This is a genomic window from Cohnella thermotolerans DSM 17683, from assembly GCF_000429825.1.
Classification (GTDB): domain Bacteria; phylum Bacillota; class Bacilli; order Paenibacillales; family Paenibacillaceae; genus Cohnella; species Cohnella thermotolerans.
On sequence record NZ_AUCP01000001.1, the window covers coordinates 347445 to 365515 of the forward strand.

The 18071-nt window shown below is 59.3% G+C and carries 19 protein-coding genes; 5 read left to right on the top strand and 14 right to left on the bottom strand.

From position 1 onward, the window contains the following. Positions 1-54: 54 nt before the first annotated feature. The 4 genes from G485_RS0101685 to G485_RS0101700 all read right to left on the bottom strand — a co-directional run bounded on the left by G485_RS0101685 (position 55) and on the right by G485_RS0101700 (position 4095). The gene (locus G485_RS0101685) at positions 55-1698 is read right to left on the bottom strand and encodes a peptide ABC transporter substrate-binding protein (protein WP_027091090.1); all 1644 of its coding nucleotides are present in this window, start codon (positions 1696-1698) and stop codon (positions 55-57) included. A gap of 248 nt (positions 1699-1946) precedes the next feature. Further along, positions 1947-2345, bottom strand: a complete 399-nt coding sequence (locus G485_RS0101690; RefSeq protein ID WP_027091091.1) for a DUF3397 domain-containing protein — start codon at positions 2343-2345, stop codon at positions 1947-1949. A gap of 12 nt (positions 2346-2357) precedes the next feature. Continuing rightward, positions 2358-3311 (bottom strand): ketopantoate reductase family protein, encoded by a 954-nt coding sequence (locus G485_RS0101695; RefSeq protein WP_027091092.1) that lies wholly within the window; start codon positions 3309-3311, stop codon positions 2358-2360. A gap of 139 nt (positions 3312-3450) precedes the next feature. Further along, complete coding sequence (locus G485_RS0101700) at positions 3451-4095, bottom strand: RsfA family transcriptional regulator (protein WP_027091093.1); 645 nt, start codon at positions 4093-4095, stop codon at positions 3451-3453. A gap of 301 nt (positions 4096-4396) precedes the next feature. On the opposite strand from G485_RS0101700, the gene G485_RS0101705 reads away from it, so the two are divergent. Then, a complete protein-coding gene (locus tag G485_RS0101705; RefSeq protein WP_027091094.1) occupies positions 4397-4633 on the top strand; it encodes a DUF2626 family protein in 237 nt (78 codons plus the stop codon). A 379-nt stretch (positions 4634-5012) separates the two neighbouring features. Here G485_RS0101705 and G485_RS24750 read toward each other — a convergent pair whose 3' ends face one another. Further along, a complete protein-coding gene (locus G485_RS24750) occupies positions 5013-6206 on the bottom strand; it encodes a class I SAM-dependent methyltransferase (protein WP_051317944.1) in 1194 nt (397 codons plus the stop codon). Between the two features lie 125 nt (positions 6207-6331). Here G485_RS24750 and G485_RS0101715 point away from each other — a divergent pair, with 125 nt between their 5' ends. Beyond that, on the top strand, positions 6332-7432 hold the full coding sequence (locus G485_RS0101715; protein ID WP_027091095.1) for a coiled-coil domain-containing protein: 1101 nt from the start codon (positions 6332-6334) through the stop codon (positions 7430-7432). Here the strand turns inward: G485_RS0101715 and G485_RS0101720 are convergent. Further along, positions 7403-8731 carry an extracellular solute-binding protein gene (locus G485_RS0101720; protein ID WP_027091096.1) on the bottom strand — a complete coding sequence of 443 codons (1329 nt, stop codon included), beginning with the start codon at positions 8729-8731 and terminating at the stop codon, positions 7403-7405. The two genes, G485_RS0101715 and G485_RS0101720, sit on opposite strands and share 30 nt — an antisense overlap. A gap of 143 nt (positions 8732-8874) precedes the next feature. On the opposite strand from G485_RS0101720, the gene G485_RS0101725 reads away from it, so the two are divergent. Beyond that, positions 8875-9366, top strand: a complete 492-nt coding sequence (locus tag G485_RS0101725; RefSeq protein ID WP_027091097.1) for a hypothetical protein — start codon at positions 8875-8877, stop codon at positions 9364-9366. Here the strand turns inward: G485_RS0101725 and G485_RS0101730 are convergent. Next, positions 9363-10694, bottom strand: a complete 1332-nt coding sequence (locus tag G485_RS0101730; RefSeq protein ID WP_027091098.1) for a PhoH family protein — start codon at positions 10692-10694, stop codon at positions 9363-9365. The two genes, G485_RS0101725 and G485_RS0101730, sit on opposite strands and share 4 nt — an antisense overlap. Positions 10695-10863: 169 nt before the next feature. Here G485_RS0101730 and G485_RS24755 point away from each other — a divergent pair, with 169 nt between their 5' ends. Continuing rightward, positions 10864-11466, top strand: a complete 603-nt coding sequence (locus G485_RS24755) for a YhcN/YlaJ family sporulation lipoprotein (RefSeq protein ID WP_051317945.1) — start codon at positions 10864-10866, stop codon at positions 11464-11466. 40 nt (positions 11467-11506) lie between these two features. Here the strand turns inward: G485_RS24755 and G485_RS29660 are convergent, their stop codons facing one another. The 7 genes from G485_RS29660 to G485_RS0101775 all read right to left on the bottom strand — a co-directional run bounded on the left by G485_RS29660 (position 11507) and on the right by G485_RS0101775 (position 17120). Beyond that, a complete protein-coding gene (locus G485_RS29660) occupies positions 11507-11710 on the bottom strand; it encodes a hypothetical protein (RefSeq protein ID WP_156922045.1) in 204 nt (67 codons plus the stop codon). A 162-nt stretch (positions 11711-11872) separates the two neighbouring features. Further along, entirely contained in the window at positions 11873-12973 is a 1101-nt protein-coding gene (locus G485_RS0101745) for an LCP family protein (RefSeq protein WP_027091100.1), read from the bottom strand. Continuing rightward, on the bottom strand, positions 12970-13272 hold the full coding sequence (locus G485_RS24760; protein WP_156922047.1) for a hypothetical protein: 303 nt from the start codon (positions 13270-13272) through the stop codon (positions 12970-12972). The genes G485_RS0101745 and G485_RS24760 overlap by 4 nt, the downstream gene beginning before the upstream one ends. Before the next feature lie 70 nt (positions 13273-13342). After that, on the bottom strand, positions 13343-13648 hold the full coding sequence (locus tag G485_RS0101755; protein ID WP_027091101.1) for a YlaH-like family protein: 306 nt from the start codon (positions 13646-13648) through the stop codon (positions 13343-13345). 54 nt (positions 13649-13702) lie between these two features. Then, positions 13703-15544, bottom strand: coding sequence for a translational GTPase TypA (gene typA, locus G485_RS0101760; RefSeq protein WP_027091102.1), 1842 nt, complete (start codon positions 15542-15544; stop codon positions 13703-13705). A 263-nt stretch (positions 15545-15807) separates the two neighbouring features. After that, positions 15808-16290, bottom strand: coding sequence for a hypothetical protein (locus tag G485_RS0101770; RefSeq protein ID WP_027091103.1), 483 nt, complete (start codon positions 16288-16290; stop codon positions 15808-15810). A gap of 158 nt (positions 16291-16448) precedes the next feature. Then, the gene (locus G485_RS0101775) at positions 16449-17120 is read right to left on the bottom strand and encodes a TerC family protein (RefSeq protein ID WP_027091104.1); all 672 of its coding nucleotides are present in this window, start codon (positions 17118-17120) and stop codon (positions 16449-16451) included. A gap of 127 nt (positions 17121-17247) precedes the next feature. Between G485_RS0101775 and G485_RS0101780 the strand changes: the two genes are divergently transcribed. After that, positions 17248-17970 (top strand): TerC family protein, encoded by a 723-nt coding sequence (locus G485_RS0101780; protein ID WP_035154337.1) that lies wholly within the window; start codon positions 17248-17250, stop codon positions 17968-17970. Positions 17971-18071 lie beyond the last annotated feature (101 nt).

The window sequence follows — 18071 nt, forward strand, 5'->3', positions numbered from 1 at the left end:
AAAATCGGGATATGCTTGGGACTTGCCCGACATATCCCGATGCTCGTTCAACCTTTATTGCACGTAAGCGCGCGTGTAGTCCACCATGCCTTGGTAGTCCATCGCGATGTTCTGCACGTTTTTCTTGACCATGTACACGCCCGTGTAGTAGTACAGCGGGAGGATGGCCATGTTGTCCTTGACGAGAATCGTCTCGGCCTGGTTCATCAACTGCATGCGCTCCTTCTGATCGGCGGTGGCGTAAGCTTTCTTCACCAGTTCGTCGTACTGCGCGTTTTTGAAGCCGATGTCGTTGTTGCCGCCGTTCGACGTGAACATGTCGATGAACGTCATCGGATCGTTGTAGTCCGCGGACCAGCCGGCGCGTGCGATCTCGTAGTTCAGGTTTTGGCGGTTCTTCAGGAACACTTTCCATTCCTGGGTCTCGATCTTCACGTCGACGCCCAGGTTTTTGCGCCACATGTCGGCGAGCGCTTCGGCGATCTGCTTGTGGCCGGTGCCTTCGTTAATGGTCAGCGTGACGGTCGGAAGGCTCGTCAACCCTTTTTCCTTCAACCCTTGTGCGAGCGCCTCTTTGGCGGCCGCCACGTCCGGCTTCATGAAGCCGGTGTCCGGGTATTCCTCGCGGTACGTCTTCTTCTCGCCCTTGATGCTCGGCGGAACGAATCCGAGAGCCGGCTGTTGTCCGCCCTTCGTCACTTTCTCGACCAGTTGCTGGCGGTCGACGGCGAGCGCGAACGCTTTGCGGATGTTGGCGTTGTCGAAAGGCGCTTTCGTGTTGTTGAAGTTATAGTAGTACGTGCTGGCGATCGGCTGGATGCGCAGCTCGTCCTTGTTCGTCTGCTTCAGCTTCTCGATTTGTTCGGTCGGAATTTCGCCGGTCGGGAAGCCCGCGAAGTTCAGCTGTCCGGTTTGGAACATTTGCAATTCGGTAGACGCGTTTTTGACCATGACGAAATGCACTTTTTGCAGCTTCACTTCATCCTTGGCGTAGTAGTTCTCGTTCGGCACGAGATCGATCTCGTTGCCGTGCTTCCACGTCGTGATCTTGAACGGCCCATTCGTGATCATCGTGTTCGCTTCCGCCGCCCAGGCCGGATTGTCCTTGGCGGATTTGTGGACCGGGAACGTCGTCCAGAACGACGTAATGCTCAGGAAGTACGGCGTCGGATTTTCCAGTTGAACCTCGAGCGTATAGTCGTCCAGCGCTTTGACGCCGACTTGGTTCGGGTCGCTGATGTGGTTCGGGTTATCCGTTTTGATATTGTAGTTTTGCGCATTTTTAATGTAGTAAAGCTGATAAGCGTACGGGGAAGCCGGGTTCATATCGGGGTCCAGCACCCGCTTCCAGGCGTATTCGAAGTCGTGTGCGGTGACGGGGTCGCCGTTCGACCATTTCGCGTCTTTGCGCAGATGGAACGTATACGTCTTCTGGTCGTCGGACACATCCCACGTTTCCGCGATGCCCGGAATGACTTTGCCGTCGGCGTCCTTGCGGGTCAAGCCTTCGTAAAGTCCGGTGAGCACCGTAAAGGAGACGGAATCTTGAGCGAGGGCGGGATCGAGCGTCGGAGGTTCCGACGTCAGGTTCATGTTGAAGACTTGGTCCTTCGAGGACGATTTGTTCGAGCCGCAGCCGGCCAGAACGGTCCCGGAGACCAGCAGCAAGGCAAGCACGAGTAGCCAGGATTTGCGCATGCAGTGTCATACCCCTTCGTCTGTTTATATAAGCAGTGTCCATTATATCGTTCTTGATTATTTTGTACCAGAAGTCATTTTTTCCATCATTCCCAATTGCATTACCCAATTACCAACTAACTTTATGTAATACACTTAATCCCTTCAATTAATAATGGAAATAAAAAAAGAAACAACCTCCATCCGGGTAGGTCGCTTCCGTTACTTCCATTTATTCCGTTCGTTTTCCGGCATTGCTTGACTTTTGTTCAGGCCGGACTGCCGAATACGCGCTTCGCCAGCTCGACCAGCATCAACAGCACGTAAAGAACGCTCATGACCAAAAAAGACAGTCTCCAGATCGCCCGGATCAGCTTGGCCGTGTCGACTCTTCCTCTTAGCCGGTTCTGGGCGCCTCCGATCAGTCCGCCTGCAATCAACATAAATAAAAGGATAATATAAGGCCCGAAGGACGTACCCATCCGATTGAGCAAACTTGAGACACAGCCGATCAGAAACACCGTCGTGATGTCCATCGACAGCTTGATCGCCCGTTTCCGGTCTCCGCTGCGCAAGTTGACCACGGCAAAGACGAGCAAAAACGGAATGATCGGCACGACGGCAAGCGCCGCGTATGCTTTAACCAGAGCGTCCCAGAAAGAAGCCATGTTTACCTCTCCTTACCCGCCGGCAAGCGCTTTTACCAACGCTGAAATCTTCTCGTTCCACGGAGCGGAAAGTCCTTGCCGCTTCGCCAGACGGCACACCGCCCCGTTGATGGCGTCGATCTCCGTCGGCCTTGCGGCGAGCGCATCCTGGAGCATCGAGGAACGGTTATGGGCGGTCCGTTCGCATACGTCAAGCAATTCGTCCCATAGCCGATCATCCTCGGGGATGCCGTAAGCTTGAAGAATGCCCGCCGTCTCGTCGAACAGGGATCGCACGAGGCGAAGCCTCTGCGGCGTGGAAGTCAATTCGCCGTTCCGGATGCGGAGAAGGGCGGTAAGAGGGTTGATGACGGCGTTGACCAACAGCTTCCGAAGCATCCGTTCCTTCATATCATTCGACAGAATCACGGAAAATCCTGCCTGCACAAGTCGACTTTCCGCCTCTTGCAGCCGATTGCGCCCGGGCATTTCGGCATAGCGGGGCGGAATTTCGTCGAACAGCGGCGCCGGTCCGAGCCAAATATGCCCTCTTCCGGTATGCACGACGGTGCGCGCGTCCGTTCGCAGCGCCGCTTCCGTCGTGACGGCGGCTGCAAGCTTCACGCCCGGCAATGCCCGCCGGAGCCGGTCGAAGTGGCCGATCCCGTTGCAGAAGGCGGCAATCGCGCAACCTTCCGTCAAGATGCCGGCCAATCGCTCCAGCAGCTCGTCCGTCAGCGCCGTTTGCTTCAGGGCCAGCAGGACGGTCGTATTTCGGCGCGCGGCGACATGCTCCAGCGCCTGCGCCCGAACGGCGACAACCGTCCGGCCGCCGCCGGCGTCTTCGATCGCCACGCCTTCGCGCTCCAGCCGAAGCGCCTGCTCCTCGGTTCTTGTCCATAGCTCCACGCGGCTGCCCGCGGCGTTCAACTTGCCCGCCAGCAGCAGGCCGAGCGATCCCCCTCCCAGCACGACGATCGATTCCATTCCGGCTTCTTCCTTTCCGCATGACATTCGCTCTCTTAACCATATCACAACGGCGCGCCGCGCGCTTCGCATCGTCCCTATGACGACCGATAGGCCGCCCTCCCGATAGCGCGGGAAGACGGCCTATTTTCGCGGTCCATTATTCGATTCGCTCCAGGTTGCCGTTGGCATCCATTTTAAACCGGGTTTTCTCCTCTTCGGTATCTTCCGCGAGGAAGGCCAACCGGCGGGCCCGATCCATAATGCGGATGAGCGCCTTGTAGTCGTCGTTCACGACCCGGTAATCGGTCTGAACTTCGTTCACTTCCTTGGAGAGCCGCTCGTTCTCCTGCCGCAGCTCGGCCAACTGCTCTTCTTTTTCTTTCAGCTCTTTCTCAAGCGACCGCACTTGGCGGGTCAGCTCTTGAACGGAGTTTTTCCACTGCCGCAAATAACGGATAACGGCGTCCATCGATAACGTTTCCGCCGTTACGACGTCGGATTTGGCCGTATCCCCGTCTTCCGACGTCAGCTTCTCCGATCCGCTTAACGGAGGAATGCCTTGCTTCTTCAAATAATTGCGTTTTTGCCGCTGCTGCTTCGCAATGTTGATGGCTTCGTGGTACCGCTTGCGGACGCAGCTGTTCCAGCGAAATCCGCATGCCGCCGACGTGCGCGCAATCCGCTGCCCCACTTCCTCGAAAGCGGCGAGCTGCGTGCTTCCTTCGCGAATATGCCGAAGCGTCACCTCCGCCAAAATCATATCGTCATCCGGACTCCAAGCGTCCTGTCTTACAGCCGTCATGCAATTGCTCCCTCCTCGTCGATATATCCAACGCGCCATTCGGCTTTTGATTCATTTCTATGCCCATGGTAGAGTTCATAGAATCTATCGGATACTTCTATGTATATCCACTTTTTGTCACGGTATACCTCGGAGGGAGCAATCGCCGAACGCATGCATAAAAAGGCGAACAACGCGGAACATTGAAGACATGGACGAAAAGTTTGCCAATTCGTCACTTCTTCCGGTTTACACTTTGCTGGGGCAAAAGGTATAATATGCTTTAGAAATTCAGGGGAACGAGCAGAGAGGGGGATCAATCATGGCACGCATGTTCCGGGTGTTGGGCTTCTTTACGCTGGTAATCGCTCTGATGTCGTTCGCGGGCGATATGTGGGAGATGTCGTTGCTGTTCTTTATTCAGTCGGCCGTATTCTTCTTGTTCGGCTATCTGAATTTCACGGAACGTACATACATCTTCATGTTTTGGGGCTATATGATCATCGCGTTCCTGGGCTTCACTTATTGGAGCGTTTTCGAAATGGGATTGCCTTACTGATTCCGCCAAATAAGCGCGTTGACAAAGAAGCCTGCCGGCTCCCCTTGCAGAGATCGGCGGCTTTTTTTGCGTTTGCAAGCGCTCGTGGGAAGAATGGTCCCCTCTCCGTTATTCCCTTTGACGCACTTTTGGAGGCTTATCCCCGTAGCTCAGATGGAGGGTGGTCCGCCAATCCAGATGTTGCCCCCTCAGACAAGTCATCTTATGGCTACCTTCGAATCCATGTATTTTCAGCCGGCTAAATCTAGCCACCTCCTTCAGAGGAAAATACATGACTGAGCAGCGGGGTAAGCCCTCAAATGCAGCAAGAAGAGCATCCAACAGCCGCGGCGAACGCCGAGATTTCCACGTAAGAGCCCGAGGGACAACGATAGCCGAACTACTTCTCCAGTATGAGCACCTTGAACAGCTCGCTCATGCCGTCCGACAGCAGCAGCTGCCGAATGGCCCGATTGCGCCGCGCAACCGGGTGGAACGGATCGGTCTCGTCGTGCCCGACCAACCGTTCCAGCAGCCCCGCCTCCACCAGAAACCGCTTCTGCGTGCCGTACCAGAGCGTTGTCCAGCCGGCCTCCCCGGCAGCTTCCCGGATCGAAGTGAAATTGACATGCGCCGTGATGTCCTGCTCTCCCGGCGCTTCGTACGGATCGCTTCCGGCGATATGGCGGCGGTAGCACATCAACGTGCCGTCCATCCGGTGGGCGGCGGTTAACTCCCCGGCTTCGTCTCCATAATCGATCAGAACGAGAATCGCCCGGCCGAGCTTGCCGGCCAATCCGGCCACCCAATCGGCCGCAGCGAGCCCGATCTCCGCGGTCTGCCCTTCGCGAAGCTTCGTCCCTTCGGCGTCCAGCATCTCCGCCAGCCGTTCCGAGCTCGGCTCCGTCAGGCATGGGACCGGCTTGCCGGCCGCTTCGTCCCAGGCGACGCCCCATTCCAGCAGCCTGCCTCGCCGCATGCACACCCGATGGACGGGCATTGCGTCCAGCAGCTCGTTGCCGATGACGACGACCGGCGACTCCCGCCACGGATGCGCTTCCGCTTCCGCTTCGTCCATAACGGCCGCGAGACCGGATCGCCTCTCTTCCGCAAGCGCTTCTTCCGCCTCCCTGCGATGGGCCGGATTGCCGTCCACGACCGTCAGACAGACGCTCCGCCGGGCGTTCGCCCCCGGCTCGTCGTTCGCCCCCGGCGCTTCCGCCGCCGACAGCCAACCGTGCAGCATTTGCCGGGCCAGACGGCCCGTCCCTCCGCCCCAATCGACAAGCTCGACCGGCGCTCCGCCCCCGCCGAACCGCTCCTCCGCAAGGCGGAACAAATAAGCCCCCAGCGTCGTCCCCATCGCGTCCCCGATATAGGCGCTGGTATAGAAATCGCCGCCGCGGCCGACTCTCGCCGCCGTTCCGCTGCGATAGTAGCCGTGCGACGCATCGTACAAACAGATGTCCATATACTCCCGAAACGTGATGCACCGCGTCGATTCGCCCGTCAGCGTCGTGCCGGTCCGGGCGCTTCTTGCGATCCGCTCCGCTAGGATGGCCGCAAGCGGCGACAGGGCGGGCAAAGGCTCCATTTTCCAATCTCTCCTTCCCCGTTCTCTCTCCATCATATTATAATAGCCTGGAAGCATGAAAGCGGAGCTCGACTCATAGATTGGATTACCGCGACGCCTGTCCGGACGGAAGGGGGAATGGTCCGATGACGCGCCGCTTGAAGTGGACGGGATGGGTCGCGCTTCTGCTCCTGCTGGCGCTGACGCGGGCGGGGACGCTCGCGCCTCCGGCGTTCGCCGCTCCAGCCGATAACGTGGACGAGGAGACGAGGCGCCTGCTGGAAAAAGGCCTCTCCGTCGTCGAGATCGACCGCGAGATCGAGCGGATCTCCGGACTCCGGACGGCCACCCAGGACGAAATCGCCAAAACCGAAAAGCGGCTCGCCCAGCAGGAGATCGCCATTGCCGCCCAGCGGGAACGGGCGGGACGCGTGCTGCGCTCGTATTATATGGGACAGAAGGACGCTCTTTGGAACGCCCTGCTGAATTCCCGTTCGTTGAACGATCTGCTGCGGACCTGGGAGACGATGGATTTGATCGTCCGCTCGGATCGCGAGACGATGAACCGTTACGATACCGAGTATAAAAAAATAAAAACGGGCTACGAGACGCTGCAAAAAAACAAAACGGAGCTCGCCCGGGTGGAGAACGAGTTGCGCGCCCAGCGGGAGCGCGTCGTCGCCCTGCAGAAGGAGCTCGACCTGGCGATATCGGCGAGCGGAGAAGCGGATAAGCTGAAGCGGATGATGGAGGAAATGCAGGCCTATTGGAAAAACGTCGGGCTCTTCGAAGTCCGGCAGCACTTCGACGCGCTCGCCAAAGCGATGGATAAGCTGCCGGAATGGATTCAGAACCATCCGGAGACCCTCCAAACGAGCGGCTTGAAAACGACGCTCACCTTGACGGACGAGCAGCTGAACGAATTTTTGCGCAGCCAGGACGAGAAGCTAGAGCGGGTAACCATTTCGTTCGTCCCGGACCAATTGAAGCTGGAAGGCAGTAACGGGGACGTTCAGGTCGACATCGAAGGCCATTATACGGTCGAGAACGAACCGGAGAACGCCATCGTCTTCCATATCGACAAGCTTGTGTTCAACGGCCTGGAACTTCCCGATACGACCCGCGCGGATTTGGAGCGCGAATTCGATCTCGGCTTTTATCCGCAGAAACTTATCAAATTCGTCAAAGCGGACAGCGTCAGCCTGGAGCAAGGCCGATTAATCGTACGTCTTCGCATCGGCAAGTGAGGCTAGCCACTGCTCCTTCCAGGCTTCCACGGTCAGATCGCCCGCCAGCCACTTGGAGTATAATCCGCCGAGGCGGAGGAACAAGGCGGGCAAGTCCGGCTCCGCTGCGAGCGACGGCTGGTTCGGGAAAGACCGGGAGCCGGCGTCGGCGAGCGGCACCGGAATGCCGGCGACGCCTTCATAGAGCGTTCGCAGCGTCGGGAGCTTGCCGCTTTTCTCGTAATTTTGCAGCTGCTTGTCCGCTTCCGACATTTCGGCCATCCACGCCCGGGCGGCATCCTCGTGCTCCGTGCGGGAAGATACCGCGAAGCTGGAGCCGGCCGGCCAGACGAAGGGCGACTCCCACGCCGCCCGGTCGATTCTCAGCGCCGCCGCGGCGGAATCCGGCAGCGCGGCGATCCCCCGCGACGCCTCGGAAGAGCGGACGACGGCCGCCGCATAGCGCCCGGCCGCGAACGCGGACCAGAACGCGCCTTCCGGCTTGACGTCGGCTATGCCGCTCCTCTGCTCGGCGAGCAGGCTGAGCGCCCGATCGAGCGCGGGGTCGCTCCATATGTCGTCCGCGCGATCGAACAGGGCATCCTCTCTGCGGCCGGTAACGGCGCCGAGCCAACCGAGAAACGCCAGAGGATCGTTCTCGTCGATGGCGAGCCAGGACGCGATCAGCCCCTTGTCCGCCATCCGCTTCGGCAAGTTTTGCCATTGCTCCGCGCCGAGCGGCGGAACAAGATCCGGTTCGCCTCCCTCGGTGCGCAGCGCTTCGAGCACATTGCGGTTCCAGACGAGCACGTACGGATCCATATCGAGCGGCACGCCCCACAAGTAGCCGTTCCATCTCATCTGGGAGACGACGGCGCTGAATTGCTCGGACAAGGCTTCGCCCACATAGGCGGAATCGGCCGGAAGCAAGTAGCCGCCGACGGCCAGCTCGCGGATCCACTCGTTCGGCAGAAGCAGCACGTCCGCTTCCCGGACGCTGTCCCGAATGGCGGACAATAGCGAGGGCGCATTCGGATCGATCCGCAGCCAGGCGACGCCGATCTCCGGATGGCGGAGGCGGAAGGAATCGTTCTGCGCCTGCAGCCGCTTGAACCCTTCCTCGTCGATGACGGCGGCCACCGTCAGCTCGGCGGGCTCCGTCTCCGCGGCCAGATCCGATACGGGGAGCGGCTTGGCCGCCTGGTCTTCCGTCACGGCCTGAGGCTTCGGGGCAGGCACCGGAGAGGAAGTCCAAGGAGACAGGAACAGCACCATCAAGCCGAGCACGACGACGATGAGCAGCGATTTGCGAAGACCCACCGGGACTCCCCCTTCGGCTCCAAAGTCATCTTGCCAACATAGTCGTTATTCATCATAGCAGGAAAGCGAAGGAATGTCGCGCTTTTTTTGTTAACGTTTCAGAGGCTGAAATGCACCACCAACCGAAGAGGAGCGAATCGCACATGGAGCGCAAGCGCGCGATCGAAATGCATTTGCCGGACGGCAAACTGCCGGGCTACTACGCCCAAATCGTCAAAGGAATCGCCGAGCGGACGGAGCTGTTCGACCGCATCAAGGAGTTGCTCGTCCTGAACTCGCCGGAAGATGCGGCCCCCGTTCTGGAGCTGCTTCGCCATTACAAGACGGAAGCCGAAGAGCTGGAGCTGGTGCTGCTGCCGGAAGAGGGTGTGGAGCGCGAAGCGTTGTACGAGGACTATGTCATCGAATCCGTCGGCGGCCGCGTCTACACCGTATGGTCCGATACGGCGTATTTCCGGATAACGGCCGAAGAGCCGGAAGCGGAACCCGCCCCGGCCCTTCTCCAACTGCAAGAGAACATGATCGCCTCCGTCCGAGAAGACGGATTCGTCTGGCACGCGGTCGACCGCAAGGAAGAGGAATGGGTCGAGCGGGTCGCCCGCGCTTACCGCTGCGGCGTCGTCTGGCTCCGTTAAAGCCGCTCCGCCGCGAGCTGGGCCAGCTTGGACCGCTCGCCCTTCTCCAACATCACGTGGCCGCTGACGCTCTCCGCCTTGAACTGCTCGATCAAATAAGTCAGCCCGTTGCTCTGGGCGTCCAGATAGGGATGATCGATCTGCTCCGGATCGCCAAGCAGCACGATTTTGCTGTTCTCGCCGACCCGCGAGACGATCGTCTTCACTTCATGCTTGCTCAAATTTTGCGCTTCGTCGATGATGATGAACTGCCCTGGAATGGAACGGCCCCGAATATAGGTCAAAGCTTCGACCTGAATGCTGCCCAGACCCATCAAAATTTTGTCCAGATCCCCCGATTTTTTCGTATCGAACAGAAATTCCAGATTGTCGTAGATCGGCTGCATCCACGGCCGCAGCTTCTCCTCCTTCTCCCCCGGCAAATAGCCGATGTCCTTCCCCATCGGTACGACGGGCCTTGCGATGAGCAGCTTCTTGAACTTGTGCTCGTCCTCCACCTTCATTAATCCCGCCGCGAGCGTGAGCAGCGTCTTGCCCGTTCCCGCCCGCCCCGACAGCGTCACGAGCGGTATTTCGTCGTTCAGCAGCAGTTCGAGCGCCATGCGCTGCTGGGCGTTTCTGGCCGTGATGCCCCATACGGGATCGTTGCTCAAATGCAGCGGCTCCAGCCGCAGTCCGTCCGCGCTGACCTTCAGCAGCGCCGACTTCGATGTGCCCAGCTCATCCCGGAGAATGACGAATTCGTGGGGATGCAGCTTCGCTTTGAGCCCCAGCTGGTTGACGGCGAGGAACCGGTACGTGTAAAACTCGTCGATGACCGACGGATGGACGTGCAGGGACAGGTGTCCCGTATATTGATCGGAAGGAGATGCGACCCGGTCGGACAAATAGTCCTGGGCGGTAATGCCGAGCACGTCGGCCTTCACCCGCACGAGAACGTCCTTGCTGACCAGGATGACCGGTCTCGGCTCCTGCTGCTCTTGCTCCTCCATGTGGTAATTCAACGCCACCGCGAGAATGCGGTTGTCGTTGGTCATCTCCCCGAACAGCTCCTGAACGCGAACGAACCGCCGATGGTTCAATTCCACCTTGAGCAGCCCGCCGTTTTCGATGCTGACGCCGTTGTGAAGATGCCCGATCTCCCGCATCCGGTCGAGCTCCCGCGATACGAAGCGGGCGTTGCGCCCGATCTCGTCGGCAAGCCGCTTTTTGGAGTCGATCTCCTCCAGGACCACGGACGGTATGACGACTTCGTTCTCTTCGAACGAGAACATGGCGAGCGGATCATGCAGCAGCACATTCGTATCGAGCACGTAGATTTTTTTCAACGGCGGTCCCTCCAGGGTTCGACGGATTTTGGCGATTTGGCCATTCCTGAATCGAAGGTTGACGACGGGGAACAATGAGATCAGGTTGAACGGTTGCTGCGAAAGCGCCTTTCCGGGCGGCTTTCCGGGCATCCCCTCCATACAGGATGATAACGAGGATGGTGATCGAATGTATTTCGGCAAAACAGGTTACGGGATCGTAACCGGACTGTTGATCGTCGGCCTGGCGTCAGGCGCCGCAGGCTGCGGAACGAGGCAAGCGACCCCTTCGCCGGCGGACCATCGCGGCGTGAAGGTTCAGAGCACGACGCCGGGAGCTGTTCGGCCCAGTGCGAATCCGAACGAGGTGGCGGCTCATCTGGAGCGGCTGGCCAAAGGCGTCAAAGGGGTTCGAGGCGCCAACTGCGTCGTCTTCGGCAAGTATGCGATCGTCGGGATCGACGTCGATCCGAAGCTGGATCGTTCCCGTGTCGGCACGATCAAATATGCGGTGGCGGAAGCGTTCCGCAAAGATCCTTACGGCATCGACGCTCTCGTCACCGCCGACGTCGACTTGGCGCAGCGGCTGCGCGAAATTCGCGCGGACGCTCAGCAAGGACGCCCGATTGCGGGCTTCGCCGAAGAACTGGCGGACATCGTCGGCCGGCTCGTGCCCCAGCTTCCGCGGAGCGTCATCCCGCCGGCTTCGCCGGACGGAAACGCGGGCGCCCGCCGGTCGCAAGTGGACGGGGCCACCGTTCCTCCTCACAACCATGGCTCCGTCAACCGATAAAGTTGGCCTGCCGGCAATAAAAAAAGCCCAGTGAACATACTCACTGGGCTTTGCTCATGAAGAAGCCTACTTGTCCGGCCGGGCATTCGGAACGGGCGCCGCGAAGCGCGCGGGAACGCACGCCTCGCCCGGCCGCGGCGGACGCGCCGCAGGCCAGGCCGCGCGGGCGGAATCGGGGGACGACGGAGCCGGCAGACGTCCGGCTATGCCGATCTTCGGTACAGGCAGCCTTCGTTTGCGCCATCCGCTTCCCTCCCTGCCGCTCGAGTCCGCTGATTGCGGCGGACACCGGTTCCCGTAATTGGCCTCATTATAGCACAAGGCCAATTCGGATTCCAAGCGGCAATATGACCGCTAGGCTTGCCTCCCCCCGCCGGGGGACGTACCAAGCCGCTTGCGGCTTCGCTTATTCGCCGGACGAATCCGCGGAAGCCGCGGATTCGGCGGCGCTTCGGCCGTTCGCCGACAGTTCCTCGGCGAGCGCCTTTTTCGCTTCCTCCAGCTTCTCCTGATCGAGGTAGACATAAGGACTCTTCCATTTGCCTTCGAGCGGGATGAAGCGGATATCGCTGCGGTTGATGTCGTAGTACGTTTTCAGCATGTTTTCGATCTGCGTCTTCGGGATGTCCGTCCGCAAGTTGTCGCCGACCGCTCCGATAACGCCGGCCAGCTTCGTGATGCCGCCGACCGATTTCATCTTGTCGACGATGGCGCCGAGCACCCGGCTTTGCCGATCGTTGCGGTCGAAGTCGCTGGACGCGGCCGTGCCCCGGTTCGACTTCCGGTAACGGACGAAATCGAGGGCGTTTTTGCCATCCAGATGCTGATCGCCTTTTTTCAGATTGATGTCGGTTCCGTCCGCCGTGTCCACATACCTCATATCCTGATCGACATAAACATCGATGCCGCCGAGCGCGTCCACGACGTCCGCGAATCCCTGGAAGTTGAGAACGGCCGTATAGTTGATCGGAATATCGAAGAGCTTGCCGATCATTTCGCGGGTTTTGTCGCGCGCGTATGCGTCGGCCGCTTCGTCCTTCAAATTCTCCTTCGTCGTCGCGGTCCTATGGAAGCCGGCATAGAACTGGTTGATCTTCTGTTCCTTGTAGCCGGGCAGCTCCGGATCGGTGTCGCGAGGCACGGAGACGACCGTTGCGGTGTTCGATTTCGGATTCATGGCGATGACCATGACCACATCGGTGTTCATGCTTCCCGTCTGTTTACGATAGTCCATGCCGAGAAGCAGCATGGCCAGCGGTTTGACCTGGGCGCGCTCCGAAGACGGGATCGGCTGGGCGTTGCCGCCCGGCAGGGCGACGTTGCTCAGCGCGTTGTCCGCCTGCTTCCACAAATAAACGGCATAGCCGGCTAAAACGAGAATGATGATGGCCAAAAACGAGAAGAAAAATTTCAACGCTCTGCGGGGACGGCGCCCCGGCTTTTTCGAAGCCGCGGTCTGGGCGCCGGACCTGCGCGACCGCGGCGGCAAAGACGTGCTCGAATTCATGATGTCACCTCGGAGTCGTCGTCGTCGGGATGGTCTTCGGCTGCCACGCCGTACAAATCGTTGCCAAGCTGCTCCGCCGCTTCCCGGTCGAACCAGACGGTGTGGACGGACAGCTCCTTGTCCCGGTACGAGACGTATATTTTGGACCGATCGCGGGATGCGACTTCAAGCGCGTCCAATCCGTGATCTTCCGACAAAATTTGCGCAAAATAGCGAAGCGACTCCCGGGCCGCCTCGTCGTCGGGGCGGCGTTCGGTCATCAGCTTCGTCTGCAGCCAATAGAACAACGTATCCGTCATGCGCATGAGGCTTCCCCCATTCGTCACTCGATCGGTCGGGCGTTCGGGCCGGTCGCGGCCGCCGCCTTTTTCAGCGGGATTCCGAGTTGTTGGCGGACGGCTTGTCGCCGCCCTTGCCCCGCCATTTGTCGTAAAGCTGCCGGCCGCGAAGCATGAGCATCATGACGACGGCGACGGCCATGCATTGAATGATCGGCAGCTTGTCCAGCTGCAGCAAGAGCAGCACGAGACAGCCGATCGCCATGATGATGTGAACGATGACTTCCTTCAGAATCGGAAGCCTCCCCACGCGGAAGACGGAGTTAAAAATATAAATCGTAAAAGCGAGAATGAGCAGATAGGAAATAACGGGGTGATTGTGGAACCACGCCTGCATCGCAAATTCCTCCTACCTTGGGCTGAGTGCCTTAAGCGGCGGGGAGAACGGCGATCAGACGCCGGCCTCCGCCATTTTGCGTTGTTTGTCGAACTTGTCGCGCTCGCTCTTGTTCAGGATTTTCTTGCGGAGCCGAACGGATTTCGGCGTAATCTCGCAAAGCTCGTCGTCGTTCAAATATTCGAGCGCTTCTTCCAGCGACATGAGACGCGGCGTCTTGAGCCGGACAGTCTCTTCCTTCGTCGCGGAACGGACGTTCGTGAGCGCCTTCTCCTTGCAAATATTGACGACGATGTCGTTGTCGCGCGTATGCTCGCCGACGATCATCCCCTCGTACACTTCGGTTCCAGGCTCGAAGAACAGAATGCCGCGGTCTTCCACACCCATCATGCCGTAGAAGGTCGACGTTCCCGTCTCGCTGGCGATCAGCACGCCTTGATGGCGTCCGCCCACCTGGCCGCCGACAAACGGACCGTAGCTGTCGAACGCGTGGTTCATGACGCCGTAGCCGCGGGTCAGCGTCAGGAAGTTCGTGCGGTAGCCGATCAGACCGCGCGCCGGAATGAGAAACTCCAGCCGGATTTGGCCGTTGCCGTTGTTGATCATGTTGACCATCTCGGCTTTGCGGGTTCCGAGGCTCTCCATGACGCTGCCCATGCTCTCTTCCGGAATGTCGATGAGCAGCCGCTCGATCGGCTCGCATTTGACGCCGTCGATCTCGCGAACGATCACCTCCGGCTTCGACACTTGCAGCTCATAGCCTTCGCGGCGCATGTTCTCGATCAGAATGCCGAGATGAAGCTCGCCGCGTCCGCTGACGATGAACGCGTCGGGGCTGTCCGTCTCTTCGACGCGCAGCGAGACGTCGGTCTCGAGCTCCTTGAACAGACGCTCGCGAAGCTTGCGGGACGTGACGAATTTGCCTTCGCGTCCGGCGAACGGGCTGTTGTTGACGAGGAACGTCATCTGTAGCGTCGGCTCGTCGATCTTCAGCACCGGCAATGCTTCGGGCTTGCTCGGGTCGGCGATCGTCTCCCCGATGTTGATATCCTTGATGCCGGCGATCGCGATGATGTCCCCTGCCGCGGCTTCCTCCATCTCGATCCGCTTCAACCCCTGGAAGCCGAACAGCTTCTCGATGCGCGCCTGCCGGCTCTTGCCTTCGCGGTCGAGGACGACGACGGACTGGCCCTGGCGGATCGTGCCGCGGTTGACGCGGCCGATCGAGATTCGGCCCAGATACTCGTTGTAGTCGAGCAGGGTGACGAGGAATTGCAGCGGCTCTTCGGTATTTTCCTTCGGGTACGGGATCTTCTCGACGATCGTCTCGTAGAGAGGCTCCATCGTCGTGCCCGGCACATTCGCGTCCAGGCTGGCGATGCCGTTCAGGCCGGAAGCGTACACGACCGGGAAGTCGAGCTGGTCGTCGCTCGCCTCGAGCTCGATGAACAGTTCCAGCACCTCGTCGATGACTTCGGCCGGGCGGGCGGCGGGACGGTCGATCTTGTTGACGACGACGATCGGGGTGAGGCCCGCTTCGAGCGCCTTGCGCAGCACGAACTTCGTCTGCGGCATGCAGCCTTCGAAGGCGTCGACGACAAGCAGCACGCCGTCGACCATCTTCATGATCCGTTCGACTTCGCCGCCGAAGTCGGCGTGCCCCGGGGTATCGACGATGTTGATCAGATAATCCTTGTAGTGAATCGCCGTGTTCTTGGCCAGAATCGTAATGCCGCGCTCGCGCTCCAGATCGTTGGAGTCCATCGCGCGCTCCTGCACCTGCTCGTTGTCCCGGAACGTTCCGGATTGGCGCAGCAGTTGGTCGACTAGCGTCGTCTTGCCGTGGTCGACGTGCGCGATAATGGCGATATTGCGAATGCGATCTCTTGGATGCATAATTCCACTCCTATCTTTATATGAGGGGTTGGCGAATTCTTGTCCTGCCTTGCCTCGCGCAGGGATTCCGCACAGGCCTCTCTTGGCTTGCTGTTTGCCCAAAACGCGACGCGTTACTCGATAAAATCGAGCAACGCCGGCAGACCGAGCCGTCGATCCGTCGTTCCTTGCTTCACAACAAAACGCCGACGCGAGGTCGGCGTTTCCACCTACATCCCTTCTATTATAAGCCACAGCTCGCAATTATCAAGCGGAAATCGCGATCAGCGGAAGCGCGGGCGCCGAATGACCAGCCACGCTCCGAGAACGATCAGAGCGAGGGCGATGATATAGATGCCCCAGGTCCACAGCAGCGTCAAAATAAACAGAACGACTGACAAAGCCGCGAGTCCGATGGAAGCGAGCCAAAGCCCGCGCGAACGAACCTGTCCGAAAATGTAATATTCGTACAAGCCGACCGAGACGGCCAGCAAGAAAAACGGCCAAAGGTACTTCATCGCGCTCCAGTCGAACCAGTTGCCGATCAGCAGCAGCACCGAGACGACGGTCAAAATGCCGGCGGGCACGAGCGAGATGGCCGGCAGCATGCCGCCAAAGTACAGCACGTGGAGCAAAACTCCCGGAATGAGAATGAACAGCGGCCAGAACACCGCTCCGATAAAGGCGAAAACACCAAGCTTGCCCAGCAGAATGACCAATCCCGCAGCCAATATCAGGATACCGACCGCGGCGGATTGCTTGTTCACGACGCTCCCCCACTTTATCTCTATTCTGCAATACCTGCGCGGATCGCCGGCCGCAGGAGGCGGACGGCAGCTTTACATTAACAGTTTAAAGGAAGTCGGGAGAAAAAACCAGTTCTGCGGCCGAAAAAATGGGAGCGTCTAGGAGACGACAAGCCGGGCTACGCCCGTCGCCTTCTAAGCAGGAGAGCGGCGGCGACGAGCAGTGCGACGGCCGCGTAAGGGGCCCCTTCGATGAACTTCGCGGCCGCATTGGGCAGCAGCCGCTCCCAACCGGGATCCTGCACGAGCATTTCGCCGGCGGCATAAGCCAAGAGGCCGCCTCCGATGTAAGCCAGAAACGGCAAGCGGTCGAGAACCCGCATAATAAAAGAGCTTCCCCAAATAATAATCGGGATGCTCATCGCAATGCCGATGAGCAGCAGCGCCGCGTCACCGCGGGCTACGGCGGCAACGGCCAGAACGTTGTCCAGGCTCATGACGAAGTCGGCCATCACGATCGTCCATACCGCGCCGGCAATCGTCGTTCGGGCGGATCTCATCTCGGCTTCAGGCTCCTCGCGGTTGTCCGTCAGCAGATTTAGAGCGATGCCGAAGAGCAGCAAAGCGCCCGCCGTCTGAACATAAGGCACGCCAAGCAGCTTCACGGCCGCAAGCGTCAATCCGCAGCGCAGCAGAACGGCCGCGGCGGTTCCCCACCATACGGCGGCCTGCCGCTGTCCGGGCGACAGGCGCCGCGCGGCCATTGCGATGACGATGGCGTTGTCGCCGCTGAGCAGCAAATTAATCAGGACGATCTCGGCAAACACCATGAAGCTTTCCCCAATCCCCATGCCCGCACCCCCTCAGATGAGATGTATGTACAGGCTCTGACGGATATGCGAAAGTTTTTTGCGGCCAAAATGAATCGTATTCCGGATCGCCGCGTATTACACAATGTATTGTACAGGGGGGATCGCAATGGACATTTTCAGTCTTGAATTTTTTACCGCTTTGATCACGATCATCTTCATCGATTTGCTTCTTGCCGGCGACAACGCCATCGTCATCGGCCTGGCGGCGCGAAATTTGCCCGCGCAGCATCAGAAAAAAGCGATATGGCTGGGAACCGGCGGCGCCGTGCTCATTCGGGTCGTCGCCACGCTCCTCGTCGTATATTTGCTTAAAATACCGTTCCTGCTCGCGGTCGGCGGCGTCGTACTTCTGTGGATCGCGTACAAGCTGCTCGTGCAGGAGGATCACCACGAAGATATTCAAGCGAGCCATTCCCTCTGGGGAGCGATTCGCACGATCGTCGTCGCCGATGCGGCAATGGGGCTGGACAACGTCATCGCGGTCGCGGGAGCGGCGCACGGCAGCATGCTGCTGGTCGTGCTCGGGCTGCTCATCAGCATCCCGGTCGTCGTCTGGGGAAGCACCCTGTTCGTCAAGCTGCTCGGCAAATATCCGTGGATCGTCTATCTCGGCTCCGCCGTCCTTGCCTATACGGCGGCCAAGATGGTGACGCACGAGCCGAAGTTCGAACATTTGTTCGGCGACAATCCCGTGCTGAGCTGGACGTTTATCGCGATCATGATTGCGCTGGTCGTCGCAGGCGGACTGTGGACGAACGCCGTCAAAACGAGAAGGCGGCAAACCGAGCAACAGGCGGCAGCCCCCCTCACCGGACAGAAAAGAAGCTGATCTCCCAAAAGTAAGTCTGCTCACTTTGGAGACAACTCGCTTAGATCCAAAAGTACGTGAAAATGAAGAAATGGCGGCGTTAGGGAGGTTATCCCTTCGCT

What these genes read in the sequence shown, in the direction of transcription:
- G485_RS0101685 (WP_027091090.1), bottom strand. Translation starts at nt 1,698, where the DNA reads ATGCGCAAATCCTGGCTACTCGTGCTTGCCTTGCTGCTGGTCTCCGGG.
- G485_RS0101690 (WP_027091091.1), bottom strand. Translation starts at nt 2,345, where the DNA reads ATGGCTTCTTTCTGGGACGCTCTGGTTAAAGCATACGCGGCGCTTGCC.
- G485_RS0101695 (WP_027091092.1), bottom strand. Translation starts at nt 3,311, where the DNA reads ATGGAATCGATCGTCGTGCTGGGAGGGGGATCGCTCGGCCTGCTGCTG.
- G485_RS0101700 (WP_027091093.1), bottom strand. Translation starts at nt 4,095, where the DNA reads ATGACGGCTGTAAGACAGGACGCTTGGAGTCCGGATGACGATATGATT.
- G485_RS0101705 (WP_027091094.1), top strand. Translation starts at nt 4,397, where the DNA reads ATGGCACGCATGTTCCGGGTGTTGGGCTTCTTTACGCTGGTAATCGCT.
- G485_RS24750 (WP_051317944.1), bottom strand. Translation starts at nt 6,206, where the DNA reads ATGGAGCCTTTGCCCGCCCTGTCGCCGCTTGCGGCCATCCTAGCGGAG.
- G485_RS0101715 (WP_027091095.1), top strand. Translation starts at nt 6,332, where the DNA reads ATGACGCGCCGCTTGAAGTGGACGGGATGGGTCGCGCTTCTGCTCCTG.
- G485_RS0101725 (WP_027091097.1), top strand. Translation starts at nt 8,875, where the DNA reads ATGGAGCGCAAGCGCGCGATCGAAATGCATTTGCCGGACGGCAAACTG.
- G485_RS24755 (WP_051317945.1), top strand. Translation starts at nt 10,864, where the DNA reads ATGTATTTCGGCAAAACAGGTTACGGGATCGTAACCGGACTGTTGATC.
- G485_RS29660 (WP_156922045.1), bottom strand. Translation starts at nt 11,710, where the DNA reads ATGGCGCAAACGAAGGCTGCCTGTACCGAAGATCGGCATAGCCGGACG.
- G485_RS0101745 (WP_027091100.1), bottom strand. Translation starts at nt 12,973, where the DNA reads ATGAATTCGAGCACGTCTTTGCCGCCGCGGTCGCGCAGGTCCGGCGCC.
- G485_RS24760 (WP_156922047.1), bottom strand. Translation starts at nt 13,272, where the DNA reads ATGACGGATACGTTGTTCTATTGGCTGCAGACGAAGCTGATGACCGAA.
- G485_RS0101755 (WP_027091101.1), bottom strand. Translation starts at nt 13,648, where the DNA reads ATGCAGGCGTGGTTCCACAATCACCCCGTTATTTCCTATCTGCTCATT.
- typA (WP_027091102.1), bottom strand. Translation starts at nt 15,544, where the DNA reads ATGCATCCAAGAGATCGCATTCGCAATATCGCCATTATCGCGCACGTC.
- G485_RS0101775 (WP_027091104.1), bottom strand. Translation starts at nt 17,120, where the DNA reads ATGGGGATTGGGGAAAGCTTCATGGTGTTTGCCGAGATCGTCCTGATT.
- G485_RS0101780 (WP_035154337.1), top strand. Translation starts at nt 17,248, where the DNA reads ATGGACATTTTCAGTCTTGAATTTTTTACCGCTTTGATCACGATCATC.